The organism is Paenibacillus sp. fava2 (assembly GCF_058313675.1).
The window spans coordinates 2,156,259-2,169,541 of record NZ_CM177755.1 but is presented as its reverse complement, the minus strand read 5'-3'; the positions used below and the strand labels follow the sequence as shown (position 1 = coordinate 2,169,541).

Here is a 13,283-nt window from a genome sequence, read left to right as displayed (position 1 = left end):
GCTTATATATATGTGAGGGCAGCGCCTCCACTAGATTATAATGGATGCGCTGCGCCATTGCACATTTTACTGGATGGTGATGATGTCCTTGTCGCCAACGGAAACCTTGCCCGGCTTCTTCAGGGTTACTGTTGAGCCTTCCGGCAGATTGGAGAAGATGACCGGTGAAATCACGGAAGGCGCATTGGCCTTAACGTACTCCAGATCCACTTCCATAATCGGCTGTCCGGCTGCTACCAGATCGCCTTCCTCCACAAGCACTGTAAAGCCCTGGCCCTTCAGCTTCACTGTATTTACCCCGATGTGAACTAGCATTTCCTTGCCGCCGTCCGACATAATGCCGATCGCATGCTTGCTCGGGAATACATTGAATACTTTACCGTAGACCGGTGAAGCAATTTTACCGTCAGCGGACAGGAAGGCGAAGCCGTCACCTGTCATCTTCTGCGAGAAGACCGCATCCGGCACCTGCGTGATATCAAGCAGTTCGCCGTTGACCGGAGATACAATGTCCTCGGCCACAATGGCCGCGCCTTCTTCTCCCGCCTGCTTCTCAAGCTCAGGCTGTGGAACAACCGGTGCAGCAACAGGGGTTCTGCCGTTCATGACATCCTGAATCTGCGATTTGATGGTATCGGAACGTGTTCCAAAAATCGCCTGGACGTTATTTCCGACCTCAAGCACCCCGGAGGCCCCCAGCTTCTTCAGGCGGTTTTTGTCCACGCCTGCTTTATCTTTAACCTCAACCCGCAGACGCGTAATACATGCATCCAGGTGAGCAATATTCTCTTTACCGCCCAGAGCTGCCAGAATGTTGCGCGGCAGATCGTCTCCGCTTGTTGAAACAGCTTCTCCGCTTATTTCTTCTGTCTCCTCGGAAGGCTCTTCACGGCCTGGGGTTCTAAGGTTGAACTTGCGGATGACGAAACGGAATCCGAAGTAGTAAATTACCGCGATTGCCAGACCTACCGGGATTACCAGCCACCAAGCAGTACGGTTCGGAATAATCCCAAACAGGACATAGTCGATGAAACCGCCGGAGAAGGTCATCCCGATTTTGACATTCAGGATGTGCATAGTCATAAAGGAAAGGCCTGCGAATACCGCATGTACCGCAAACAGCAGTGGTGCTACGAACAGGAACGAGAATTCCAGCGGCTCAGTGATCCCTGTCAGGAATGACGTGAGCGCTGCGGAAACCATCAAGCTTCCGACAATCTTTTTGTTCTCAGGTCTTGCTTCGTGATAGATCGCCAGTGCCGCTGCCGGCAGTCCGAACATCATAAACGGATATTTACCAGTGGTGAAGGTACCCGCTGTGAATTCCACACCGTCACGCAGCTGCTGCATGAAGATCCGCTGGTCTCCGCGGACCAGATCACCCGCCTTATCGATATAGCTGCCGAATTCATACCAGAACGGCGAGTAGAAGATGTGGTGCAGACCGAAAGGAATCAGGGAACGCTCGATCACCCCGAAGATGAAGGCGGACAGCGTCAGATTCGTATTGATCATGCTCTGTGATACGTAGTTCAGGCCGTGCTGGATCGGCGGCCAGATAATCGTCAGTGCAAGACCGAGGATCAGCGAGGTTACAGCCGTCATAATCGGCACAAACCGTTTACCTGCAAAGAAGCCCAGATAGGATGGCAGCTCTATACGGAAGAACCGCTTGTACATAGACGCCGCGAGTATCCCGACGAGTATCCCGCCGAACACACCAGTCTGCAGTGTAGGAATCCCTAAAACACTGGCATACGCAAAGTCCTGCTTGCTCAGCACCCACTCATTGATCCCGAGCACGGTCCCCATAGTCACGTTCATGACGAGGAAACCGATAATAGCTGCAAGTCCTGCTACCCCTTCGCCGCCGGCCAGCCCGATGGCTACCCCGACTGCGAACAGAAGCGACAGGTTGCTGAAGACAATCTGTCCCGAGTTCATTAATACATTTGCAATGGCTTGAACAACGTCGTTCTCCAAAGCCGGAACGTATTGGAGGAAATCAGGATTAACAAGCATGTTGCCGATCCCGAGCAGCAGACCTGCCGCTGGCAGAATAGCTACAGGAAGCATTAGCGCTTTACCTACCCTCTGTAAAACGCCAAACAACTTCTTGAACATAGGTTCACTTCCTTAATGTGATTTTCTCACCAGACAAAATGCCAAAAAAGGCATGAGCAATACAGCATATAGGTTGTCATCTAACGCTAAAGTTAGATTACCCCGAGTTAGGGGATTACAACCAAAAATACTGTAAATCACTCATGCCTGATCGTATCAGTTACACGTTGGTATTCTGTTGGTCTTTCTTAACAGGAATTAGTTTAGCACCGATAATAAAAGAAAGCAAGCGCAAATTTGACGCACTTAATTTTTATGCATTCATTTATGATTGTAAAAGCTTCAGGGCCAAGGTTACCGTTGCTGCTCCATATCCGCCTCATCCTCTTTTTTCTGGGCAAGACGCTGCAGATGGATCGTTAAATAGCTGACCTCCGCCGGATATACAGGAATGCGGACCCGCTGCTCGATAATCTTGGTCAGCTTCCAGGACAGCGAATACATCTCCGGGTATTCCCGTTTCATCAGATTATCCAGGGAAGATGTCTCCCGAACCGTTTCCCCGCGGCGCAGCCGTTCCAGTACGAACCGCAGATGGGTAACCAGACGCGAATAATCCAGCGAATCCCGCGGAATCCGGTAATCCAGATTATCCTCCACAATCGCCACCAGATCCCCGATCAGCAGAGAATGCTCACGCACCTCGGAGATATGCCTGTTGCTGAGCGCACTGACGATATGCAGCGCCACGAAACCGATCTCATCCGGAGGAAGCGTGACAGCCATCGTCTCGTTAATCCGCTTAACCGCATATTCGGCCAGCCTGTATTCTTCCGGATAGATCTCTTTTGTCTCATACAGAAAAGGGTTATGAATGGCGATATTCTGTTCATTGCGCCGGATGGCAAAGGAAATATGGTCGGTCAGGGCAATATGGATATGCTCATTCAGGGGCTGGTTGCTGCTCTGCATAATATGCAGAACGATTTCCTGTACAACCTCTATCAGTTTCTCGTCCACCTGGGGGACCAGTTGCTTATATTGTTCCTGCTCTTCCTGATTGCGGAGAATAAACATCTTCTCTACAGAGGAAAGAGTGATTTGATCACGGCTTTTGCGGTTATACCCGATCCCTTTGCCGATTACAACTACCTCGGCATACTGGGGGTGCTGGGCAATGATAACATTGTTATTGAGTACCTTGGCTACAGTTATGCTGCCCAATTCCGACACCTCTTTTAATTCTGAATACCTGTTGCTTCAAAGCAGCCGTCTGTCATAGCAGCATGCGTAAATTATACTTGAGGTACCATCATAACATCAACATGAGGTTATTAGAAGAGCGTCCCGATGGCAGCATTTATTTGACCCGGAAGGTTCTGTATGAATATTTGTAGACCAGGAAAAGAGCAGTGACCATATAAACAGCAGCAGCCAGAAGCACCAGCACCGCAAATTGTCCGGGTGCGCCCTTAAACTGCATACTGATTACTGCCACACCCATAATGATGCTGTTGACTATGCTGAAAAACGGGTTTTTCACATTTAACTCGGTGCTGTAGGGCTGAAAGATATAATACATAAACAAATGGTGGACGGAGAAAAAGAGAGAAAGGCCCAGTACCGTTGCACTGTAAATAAGTGAATCCCCTGCACTCCAGCTTTCACCGGACAGGAAAATCAGCAGATTCACTGCTATACAGATGGCCGCAGCCGGAATCAGATTAAGACCGCTGATCCGGAGCAGCCGGACGCGGAAATTGCTCAGAATAGCAGACCGGTCACGGTAAAAACCGTAACGCAGCAAACTAAGGTCGCAGTTGAAGAACATCGCTTTGCAGACCAGTTCTCCAATCGAAGTAAAGTTCATCAGGATGACAAATACAGGCAGTGCCCTGATCAGATAGCCGACCAGCCGGGAAGACAGCTCCGGTGCGACCAGCTGCAGCAGCAGTCCTGCGGCAAAAAGCACACCAATAATCATCAGCCGTCGCTGAATCGGCTGCACCAGAAACCGCCTGTGCCGGGAAAAGAAAATCGCGTTCAAGTAAGCATAACCGCTCTTTCCGGCGAACTGCTCCGGGCGCAGCTGCTCAGCCGAGAAATCCTGTTCCTTTGTTTCAACCTGCTTCAGATTGGCCTCTTTCATCATGCGTCCCATATCCAGCAACGGGTCATCTATTTTGGTTACGGCATCTACCGCACTCCGGTACCTCGGATATCTGGCAATATAAACGGCGGCAATGATGGCCGGCACCAGCGCTGCCAGAACCGCAGGCAGACTGAACAGCACAGCATCCATGTCCTTAAGGGCACTGCCTGTATAGAGCGGCAGAAAAGCAAGCAGATATCCGGCTCCGATTACCGACCAGACCAGCACGTTCTGTTTAACTACTACAATCTCCTTACGGTCAAAAATACGCAAATGCACCGCTTCGGCGGCTGTGCGCCAAAATGTCAGCAGAAGTGCCAGCAGAACCCCATGCCAGAGCGGAGCACCATAGATACCTGCAAATACCATCATCGCCGGCACATAATAAATAAAAAAGCTTACGCCCCTGAGTCCCATCACCGCGTGCATATACTTGTCGGCAGGCATGCGCATCAGCTTGACACAGATATACTTGTCGCGCTTAGGCTCTAGAATAACTGCGTTTGACACCGCGCTGACCCCAAAACTCAGCAGAAGCAGGATGTGCAGATATAAATTGTATTGCTGCGGCTGCGTCAGGTCACCGCCGGCAAGTGATACCGGCAGATAAATAATCAGACCCAGATAAGCAAATCTGGTCAGAAAGCCGTACAGAATCCGCAGGATTAGCGCTGCGATCGTGAAAGACTTTTTAAGCATCCGGTTGGAATAAACTTGTTCTTTCATGAGGGTGCCAAGCCAGGGGATTCTCATGAAATAGTACATAATCCGGTTGGCCCCGGAAGTACCCCTGATGTTCATGATGGTGTTCAGCGTCTTAAGCATGGCCGGTTCCATCCTTCAGCAGCGCAATAATCCGCTCCTCAAATTCCGGGCTGTGCAGCGTATCTGCCGGAATTTCCTGTAGTATCCCGTTGTTCAGAATCACCAGCTCGTCACACAGGTCGGCGGCAAGCTGCAGAATATGAGTAGAGAAAATAATAATATGATCCTGCTTCATCTCCCGCAGCAGCTTCTTGATCTCGAGCGCTACGACGACATCGAACGAGGTCAGCGGCTCGTCCAGCAGAATCAGCGGCGGCCGGGTGATAATAAAACACAGCATCTGGATTTTGTTCTTCATCCCGTGGGAGTAGCCTTTGATCAGCCTGTGGCGGTCCTCTTCCTCAAAAGAAATAATATTAAAATAATCCTCGACAGTCCGCCCGGGCTGAATTTTATCCCGGTTGATGTCCATATAGAATTTCACGAACTCATAACCGGTCAGAAACTCCGGCAGAATCGGCAGCGAGAAGACATATCCGATCTCATTTTCGGTGAGCGGCAGACTGACCTCATTCCTCTTGAGGAAGGCTCCGCCGCTGTCCATCCGGACCTCGCCGCTCAGACAGTTGAACAGTGAGGTTTTTCCTGCCCCGTTACGGCCCAGGAGGCCGTATATTTTTCCTTTTTCAAATGTGAAATCGACGCCTTTCAACACTTGTTTATCGTTGTAGCTTTTCCTGATGTTGTCCAGTATGAGCTCCATTCCATTCTCCCCCAGTCAGTACACTATCCAGTTTTTTGATATAAAAAAATCAGCACGTCTTCCCAATTTAGAGACGTGCTGATTCGGAATGCTGTCTTGCGTGAAAAGCTTGCACAGTCTGGCATGATCCCTTCACAGGCTGAGCCTGTGAAGTCTACTCCTTATGCTCCTTGGCTGCTGCCGGACTACCCGGTACTACTTGAACCGCGCTTCCCCCGGATGCCGGAACGGCTTTCTGGGTCAGCCCCTTGATCAGCGCCTCCACATCAATCCCGGAGACGCTCTTGAGCATTTCCGGAGCGGTGGCCATCAGCTGGGTCACATAATTGCTGACCCGGGCCGCCCCTTCGCCATTGCCGGTATCGACAACAGTGAGCTTGTCGATGGAAGCGATCGGCTCGGCAACCTTGCCGGCCAGCTCAGGCAGCATCTTGACGATGATGTCGAGCACCGCTGCTTCGCCGAACTTCTGGAACGCCTCGGCCAGCTTCTCCTTGGCTTCCGCTTCGGCAAGACCGCGTGCCCGGATGACTTCGGCTTCCGCTTTACCTTTGGCCAGCTCGGCATCGGCCATCGCCTGGCCCTCAAGCCGCTTCTGCTCTGAAGTCGCCTGTGCCTGCTTCTCGATGCTGTACTGCAGGGCGTCCGCTTCGCGCATCCGTCTGGCCTTATCTGCTTCCGCCGCCTGCTCTACAGCATAACGGTCGGCTTCCGCTTTCTTCTTCACTTCGGCATCATACTGCTTCTCACGGACCTGAATCTCTTTGGCCTGGAGGTCGATTTCGCGTTCCTTGCGGACCAGTTCAACCTTCATCTGCTCCTCGACCACCGTCTGCTTGGCCCGGGCCTCCTGGATGTGATACGCCTGGTCGGCTTCCGCCTTGGCTGTATCCTGATCGCGCTTAAATGCGGCGACCTTCAGCTGATTGTCCTTGGAGGCTTCGGCAATGTTCGTGTCACGCAGCAGCTCCGCCTTCTGCCCCTGCTCCTCGGCATTGGCCTTCTGAATCCGCGCATCCCGCATCGCTTCGGCTTCGGCAATTTCTGCATCGCGCTTAACTGCCGCAATCCGCGGTTTACCGAGCGCTTCCAGGTATCCGTGCTTGTCACGCACATCCTTGATTGTGAATGAAACGATCTGCAGACCCATTTTCTTCAGATCCCGCGCTGCTACGCCCTGTACCTCCTGGGCAAACCGGTCACGGTTGCGGTATACCTCTTCGACGGTCATCGAGCCGAGAATGGCCCGCAGATGGCCCTCCAGCACTTCCTGGGCCTCACTCTTGAGTGCATCAATCGGCTTGCCCATGAACTGCTCGGCGGCCGTCGCAACATCCTCGGTCGAGCTGCCGACCTTGATAATGGCCACACCGTCCGCAATAACCGGAACACCTTGCTCCGTGTAGACTTCAGGCGTGGTTACATCAAGCTTATGGGAGAGCAGCGACATGAACTCGGCCTTCTGGAATACCGGAAGAATAAAGGCACCGCCGCCGCGGACAATCTTGATTTTGCGGCCGGAGCCGTCATCGGAAATGTGGTTTTTGCCGAGGAATGAACCGGTAACGATCATCCCTTCATCCGGTCCGACTGTCTTATAGCGGGCCCAGAATGCAATCCCCAGAACGAACAGCACAGCTACAACTACTGCAGGAATAAACAAATAATCAGGTACACCGAACATTACACATCCGCTCCTTTTCTCTCTTCAAATTCAGATACCATTGCGACGCCTTCCCTTACTTCAATCACTACCACCTTGCTGCCGGCAGGCAGGGACTGCTGTTCAAAGCTCGCTGCCGTATGCAGGCTGTTGCCTGCACCAAACCTTACCATTACCTCGCCGTATCCAGCCGCGGGAACCGGAACGGTAATTTCTCCGATCCTGCCGGGCAGATCCTGCATCGAGAAGCCTGTGGACACCTCGCTTTTATCCATAGGCTTAATGACTGCGAGGAACAGGAGCACTGCCATAAAGGCTGCTATCAGCAGGGACAAGGCAAGAATTGCGCCGTCTTCCAGCCCGCTGTAGCGTGTCAGCAGAACACCTGCCCCTCCGAAGACGGTGATGCCGCCTGCAAGTACCGTAGGGTTCAGAAAATCAAACGAAACGAGATCAAACACCCCGTCCAGGGCATTCCCGATCAGATCCCCCACCAGCACACTAACCACCGCAAAAATTACGCCCAGCGCCAAACAGCCCAAGTATAGCGTTTGCATAATTTTCTCCTCCCGTCTTGTAGTTACGGACTGTCATACCAGTATAAACGCACAAACCATGTCCTTGGTTTCACAAACTTGGATTTTTATCTCATTAATGGTTCATGGAAGCGTGCTCCCTGATGTTATCCGCCCGTCTCTATGATACACTAAGTAGAAACGGAATTGCCGTTCTTATGGGAAGGCGGCAACCGTTTCTGCGAGAAATATAAGGAATATTGATAGCGTAAAACATATAAATTCTTATATTTTATAAAACCGTTAATCGTAACTTTTTTACAATAAAGGCGGGGAAATGGCGATGAGAAACCAGCAGGAAATGATGAGTCTGATTGTGGAAACCGCAGCTGCGGATGAGCGTATCCGGGCGGTCTATATGAACGGTTCGAGAACAAACGTGAATGCGCCGGAGGATATTTTTCAGGATTACGATATTGTATATGTGGTAACAGAGACGGAAGCTTTTCTAAAGGACAGGGACTGGACCGGCAGATTCGGTGAGCTGCTGATTATGCAGGAGCCGGACCAAAATGACTGGTTTCCCGGCAGTGTAATTGATATCAGCCGCAGTTACGCTTACCTGATGCTCTTCGGTGACGGCAACCGGATCGATCTTACCCTGCTCTCCAGGGATGCCGTATCGGACGAATACCTTGCTGACAAGCTCACCGTTCCTCTCCTGGACAAGGACGGCATTCTGCCTCCGGCTGAGGCGCCTACAGATATGGATTACTGGGTGAAAAAACCATCGGAAGCACGTTACCTGGGTTCCTGTAATGAATTCTGGTGGTGTCTGCAAAATGTGGCCAAAGGCCTCTGGCGCGACGAGCTGCCCTATGCCAAGCACATGTTCGAGCATTATGTAAGGAATGAGCTGGATACCATGATCTCCTGGTGGATCGGCATCCGGAATGATTTCAGCATTTCCGCAGGTAAAATGGGCAAATACTTCAAACGCCTGCTACCGCCGGAGTACTGGGAAATGTATGAGCAGACTTATTCTGACGGCAATCCCGGCCATTTCTGGGATGCTGTATTTACTGCCTGTGAGCTGTTCCGGACACTCGCCGCAGAGGTGGCAGCGAAGCTGTCATATTCCTATCCTGACCATGAGGACAGGAATATGACGGCTTACCTGCAGCGGGTCAGAGCATTGCCGGCGGATGCCAAAGACATCTGGTAAAGATGCAGCCGCAACAAGTAGAAACGGCTTCGCCGTCCTTCAGGAAGGCGGCAACCGTTTCTGCGAGTAATATGAGGATTATTGATAGCGTAGAACATATAAATTCTTATATTTTAAACAAGGGGTGTCCCCGGCCATTGTTACGGCCAGGGGACACCCCTTGTTACTGACAGATGCAAGAGAGCTAAGACTGCTTCTTACAGTGACATCTTATAAATTTCTACAACATCCTCGCGGTCCAGCTTGCGGAAGTTGCCGAACGGCCCAAAGCGGACCGCTTTATCGGCCATGCTGCCGATTTCGCTGTCGTCGATGTCGTAATCGCCGAGCGTCTTCGGAGCGCCGATGGAATCCCAAAAGCTGCGGAGTGCTTCAATGCCTTCAAGGCCGGATTCCTCGTCGGTTTTGCCGGAAGCATCCACTCCGAATACGTTCACCGCAAGCTGGCGGAAACGGGCAGGGTTAGTGCTGAGGTTATATTTCATCCACTGCGGGAACAGGATCGCCAGGCCGCCGCCATGCGGGATGTCATAAACGGCGGATACAGCATGCTCGATATTGTGCGTGGCCCAGTCTCCGGCGAAGCCCATGCTGACCATGCCGTTCAGCGCCATTGTGCCACAGTACATAATCGTCTCGCGCAGCTCATAATTCTCCAGATCCTCGATCAGCTTCGGAGCCGCTTCGATAACGGTGCGCAGCAGCGCTTCGCAGAAGCCGTCCTGCAGCGGCGTGTTGGTGTCGGTGTGGAAGTAATGCTCAAGGGTATGGGACATGATGTCCACCATCCCGTATACTGTCTGGTCGCGCGGCAGGGAGAAGGTGTTCACCGGATCAAGAATCGAGAATGCCGGATAGGCGTGAACGCTGCCCCAGCCCATTTTTTCCTTGGTAACTTCGTTGGTGATTACCGAGCCGCTGTTCATCTCTGAGCCCGTTGCCGCCATAGTCAGCACTGTACCCAGCGGAAGCGCACCCTGCGGAGCTGCCTTGCGCTCCACGAAATCCCACATATCCCCGTCATACTTTGCCCCGACAGCTACAGCCTTGGCGCAGTCAAGCACACTTCCGCCGCCTACAGCAAGGATAAGCTCAATATTATGCTCGCGGCACAGCTCCACGCCTTTATGTACAGTCGACAAGCGCGGATTAGGCTCAACACCGGCCAGCTCTGTAACAACAGCTCCGGCTGATTTCAGCTCAGCGAGCACATTATCATAAAGACCGCTGCGCTTGATGCTGCCGCCCCCGTACATGAGCAGGACATTCTTGCCGTACTTCGGTACTTCCGTCCGCAGTGCCTGCAGAGTACCTTGTCCAAAAATCAGTTTGGTCGGATTATAAAATTCAAACTTGCGCATATGTCTTAACCTCCGTTAATTCAAAAATAGGGATGCAGGATTATATTATAGACCTCCGGCGGGCCTCATACAAATCAGGACTGGAATTATTTTCCTTCCGGTACAGGATAAAGAAATGCCCCGCACCATCAGAGGCCGGGACATTCTTGGTATGCTTGTATTTATTGTGCACCAAAGCTCTGGACGAACCGGCGGAAAGCCGCCTGGCCTTCCGGTGTCCGTTTGTATACTCCGGCATGCTCCAGAATATGCGTGAACTTGATGCCCACCTCGTTCTGGACTGTTTTGACTGCTTCTTCACGGGCAAGACCTGTACCGAAACGCTCCACCAGCTCGTCAATCCAGAAGGCGTGCAGCGCCAGCGCATGCCCTTCCTCTGTCTTGACCGCCTCAAGCAGCGCCTGGTCTCCGGCCAGGATACCGGCCACAGCGTCAAGCTCTTCCTTCAGGCGTCCCGGAAGAATCGCCAGACCCATAACCTCAATCAGGCCGATATTCTCCTTCTTGATATGGTGCATTTCGCGGTGCGGATGGAAAATCCCTTCCGGGTACTCCTCGCTGGTCCGGTTGTTGCGCAGCACCAGATCCATCTCGAAGCCGCCGTCTTCGGACCGGCGCACGATCGGAGTAACCGTGTTGTGCGGTGTCTGCACGCCTTCAACGTCACTGAATGCCAGTACATCGGCATCAGGATCGCTGTAGCCCTTCCAGGCTTCGTACAGCGCGTTTCCGCACTCCAGCAGTACGGCCGGATCATTGCTGCTGAGACGCAGCACGGACATCGGCCATTTCACGATGCTCAGGCTCACGCCGGGATAAGCAGGATGCGTGTAGCTGTCCTCTTTAGGCGCTTTCTGGATCGGGAAGGTATGCCGTCCTCCCTGGAAATGGTCGTGGGTCAGGATGGACCCGCCGACGATCGGCAGATCGGCATTGGAGCCGATGAAATAATGCGGGAACGACTCTACAAAAGAGAGCAGCCGCTTCAGCGTATCCTTCGTCAGCCTCATCGGCACATGATCGTGATGGAATACGATGCAGTGCTCGTTATAGTACACGTAAGGCGAGTACTGGAAGAACCATTTCTCCTTGTTCAGCTCAAGCGGAATAATGCGCAGGTTCTGGCGCGGCGGGTGGTTGACCCGGCCGGCATAGCCGACATTCTCGCGGCAGAGCTGGCATTTCGGATAGACCGGCGGCGGAAGCAGCCGGGCCATCGCGATTTCCTTCGGACTTTTCTCCGGTTTGGACAGGTTGATCGTCATCTCGATATCGCCGTACGGCGAATCCTGCAGCCAGTAGACGTTCTTGGCGACGCGGTCCATGCGGATATAGTTGGAATCAATGCTGAGCTTGTAGAAGCGGTCAGTAGCCGCTGCAATCCCCTGCTCGGCGGCAAGGCCTTTGAACTCGGCATTGACCTCCGACGGACGGGCCATCAGCAGACCCATGATTTTGGCATCCAGCAGGTCGCGGTACGTGTCGGTGTTCTCCGGAATGAGGCCGATAGCGAAACCGTAGTCAATCAATGCATCAAGCGGGGCCTGCGGGCTTTCCAGCGGAGCTTCGCTGAATGCTCCGGCATACGGCTCGCTGAAGCCAAACTGGTCCAGCAGCTCGTTGCGGCTGTAATCCACATCCGCCGGCTGGATCAGCTGCTGGTGCTGTGCGAACAGGACAAGCTGTTCGATCGCATACAGCGCCTTCTCTGCGGCGGGAGCGGCAGTATTATCGTTAGACATGTTAACTCTCCATTCTCCTTATTCAGGTGTAGCCTCTTGTCTGTATTATTCTCCGTAGCCTTGCGGATTGGCGGAATGCCAGTTCCAGGCGCTCTGGATAATTTCTTCAATGTCTGCCTTCTGCGGATTCCAGCCCAGCACCGACCGTGCTTTGGCCGAGGAAGCCACCAGTACTGCCGGGTCACCGGCGCGGCGCTCCTGGATCACTACCGGAATGTCCCGGCCGGTTACCTTGCGGGCCGATTCAATGACCTGCTTCACCGAGAAGCCAAGTCCGTTGCCGAGGTTGAAGACATTGCTGGCACTGCCGCTGCGCAGGTAGGTTACCGCGCGGATATGGGCGTCAGCCAGATCGCTGACATGGATATAGTCACGGACGCAAGTTCCGTCTTCTGTCGGATAGTCGTCACCGAACACTGCAATGCTCTCGCGCTGTCCAAGAGCGGTCTGCAGCACCAGCGGAACAAGATGGCTCTCCGGACGGTGGTCTTCACCGATCTTGCCGCTGGCATGTGCGCCGGCTGCGTTGAAGTAGCGGAGGGCCACATACTTGATGCCCAGCACCTTGTCGAACCAGGCCATCATGCGTTCCATGGTCAGCTTGGTTTCACCGTAGACATTTGCCGGCTCGGTGCGGTCGCTTTCTTCAATCGGCACCTTCTCAGGTTCGCCGTAGGTTGCCGCTGTGGAGGAGAAGACGATTTTGTCTACACCGGCATGCTGCATGGCTTCAAGAAGACACTGCGTACCGTACACGTTATTGTCGTAGTATTTAACAGGGTCTTTCATGCTCTCGCCGACAAGGGAGCTGGCTGCGAAATGGATGACTGCTTCAATTTTATTTTCGGAGAAAAGCTTTGCCAGCAGCTCTTTGTCACGCAGATCGCCCTCATACAGCTTGCCGCCCAGCAGCGCCTCGCGGTGCCCAGTCAGCAGATTGTCAATGACTACAACCTCTTCGCCCCGGTCCAGAAGCTCCGCTACCGTGTGGGACCCGATATACCCTGCTCCGCCTGTTACTAAAATTGCCATC

10 protein-coding genes are annotated in these 13,283 nt (G+C 52.9%); 1 reads left to right on the top strand and 9 read right to left on the bottom strand.

Features of this window, described 5'->3' with window-relative positions; genetic code table 11:
- Nucleotides 1–66 precede the first annotated feature (66 nt).
- The 6 genes from ptsG to AC4G46_RS09000 form a co-directional block, all read right to left on the bottom strand.
- Complete coding sequence (gene ptsG, locus AC4G46_RS09025; RefSeq protein ID WP_491127633.1) at nucleotides 67–2,124, bottom strand: glucose-specific PTS transporter subunit IIBC; 2,058 nt, start codon at nucleotides 2,122–2,124, stop codon at nucleotides 67–69.
- Nucleotides 2,125–2,418: 294 nt separating this feature from the next.
- Nucleotides 2,419–3,288, bottom strand: coding sequence for a glucose PTS transporter transcription antiterminator GlcT (gene glcT, locus AC4G46_RS09020; RefSeq protein WP_090716362.1), 870 nt, complete (start codon nucleotides 3,286–3,288; stop codon nucleotides 2,419–2,421).
- 136 nt (nucleotides 3,289–3,424) lie between these two features.
- Entirely contained in the window at nucleotides 3,425–5,041 is a 1,617-nt protein-coding gene (locus AC4G46_RS09015; protein WP_491127632.1) for a hypothetical protein, read from the bottom strand.
- Complete coding sequence (locus AC4G46_RS09010) at nucleotides 5,034–5,744, bottom strand: ABC transporter ATP-binding protein (RefSeq protein WP_491127631.1); 711 nt, start codon at nucleotides 5,742–5,744, stop codon at nucleotides 5,034–5,036. Before AC4G46_RS09010 ends, AC4G46_RS09015 begins: the two co-directional genes overlap by 8 nt.
- 154 nt (nucleotides 5,745–5,898) lie before the next feature.
- A complete protein-coding gene (gene floT / locus AC4G46_RS09005) occupies nucleotides 5,899–7,428 on the bottom strand; it encodes a flotillin lipid rafts scaffold protein FloT (RefSeq protein ID WP_491127630.1) in 1,530 nt (509 codons plus the stop codon).
- On the bottom strand, nucleotides 7,428–7,964 hold the full coding sequence (locus AC4G46_RS09000; RefSeq protein WP_491127629.1) for an NfeD family membrane protein: 537 nt from the start codon (nucleotides 7,962–7,964) through the stop codon (nucleotides 7,428–7,430). The genes floT and AC4G46_RS09000 overlap by 1 nt, the downstream gene beginning before the upstream one ends.
- Nucleotides 7,965–8,265: 301 nt before the next feature.
- Between AC4G46_RS09000 and AC4G46_RS08995 the strand changes: the two genes are divergently transcribed.
- Nucleotides 8,266–9,147 carry an aminoglycoside 6-adenylyltransferase gene (locus AC4G46_RS08995; protein WP_491127628.1) on the top strand — a complete coding sequence of 294 codons (882 nt, stop codon included), beginning with the start codon at nucleotides 8,266–8,268 and terminating at the stop codon, nucleotides 9,145–9,147.
- Nucleotides 9,148–9,344: 197 nt separating this feature from the next.
- On the opposite strand, the gene AC4G46_RS08990 is transcribed toward AC4G46_RS08995, so the two are convergent.
- From AC4G46_RS08990 to galE, 3 genes are all read right to left on the bottom strand, one after another.
- Nucleotides 9,345–10,508 (bottom strand): iron-containing alcohol dehydrogenase, encoded by a 1,164-nt coding sequence (locus AC4G46_RS08990; RefSeq protein WP_491127627.1) that lies wholly within the window; start codon nucleotides 10,506–10,508, stop codon nucleotides 9,345–9,347.
- A 161-nt stretch (nucleotides 10,509–10,669) separates the two neighbouring features.
- On the bottom strand, nucleotides 10,670–12,250 hold the full coding sequence (locus AC4G46_RS08985) for a UDP-glucose--hexose-1-phosphate uridylyltransferase (RefSeq protein ID WP_491127626.1): 1,581 nt from the start codon (nucleotides 12,248–12,250) through the stop codon (nucleotides 10,670–10,672).
- A 45-nt stretch (nucleotides 12,251–12,295) separates the two neighbouring features.
- Nucleotides 12,296–13,282 (bottom strand): UDP-glucose 4-epimerase GalE, encoded by a 987-nt coding sequence (gene galE / locus AC4G46_RS08980; protein ID WP_277471714.1) that lies wholly within the window; start codon nucleotides 13,280–13,282, stop codon nucleotides 12,296–12,298.
- Between the last annotated feature and the right edge of the window lies 1 nt (nucleotide 13,283).

Coding starts and splice junctions, on each gene's coding strand:
- AC4G46_RS08995 (WP_491127628.1), top strand. CDS start 8,266: ATGAGAAACCAGCAGGAAATGATGAGTCTGATTGTGGAAACCGCAGCT.
- AC4G46_RS09015 (WP_491127632.1), bottom strand. CDS start 5,041: ATGCTTAAGACGCTGAACACCATCATGAACATCAGGGGTACTTCCGGG.
- AC4G46_RS09000 (WP_491127629.1), bottom strand. CDS start 7,964: ATGCAAACGCTATACTTGGGCTGTTTGGCGCTGGGCGTAATTTTTGCG.
- floT (WP_491127630.1), bottom strand. CDS start 7,428: ATGTTCGGTGTACCTGATTATTTGTTTATTCCTGCAGTAGTTGTAGCT.
- ptsG (WP_491127633.1), bottom strand. CDS start 2,124: ATGTTCAAGAAGTTGTTTGGCGTTTTACAGAGGGTAGGTAAAGCGCTA.
- AC4G46_RS09010 (WP_491127631.1), bottom strand. CDS start 5,744: ATGGAGCTCATACTGGACAACATCAGGAAAAGCTACAACGATAAACAA.
- galE (WP_277471714.1), bottom strand. CDS start 13,282: ATGGCAATTTTAGTAACAGGCGGAGCAGGGTATATCGGGTCCCACACG.
- AC4G46_RS08985 (WP_491127626.1), bottom strand. CDS start 12,250: ATGTCTAACGATAATACTGCCGCTCCCGCCGCAGAGAAGGCGCTGTAT.
- AC4G46_RS08990 (WP_491127627.1), bottom strand. CDS start 10,508: ATGCGCAAGTTTGAATTTTATAATCCGACCAAACTGATTTTTGGACAA.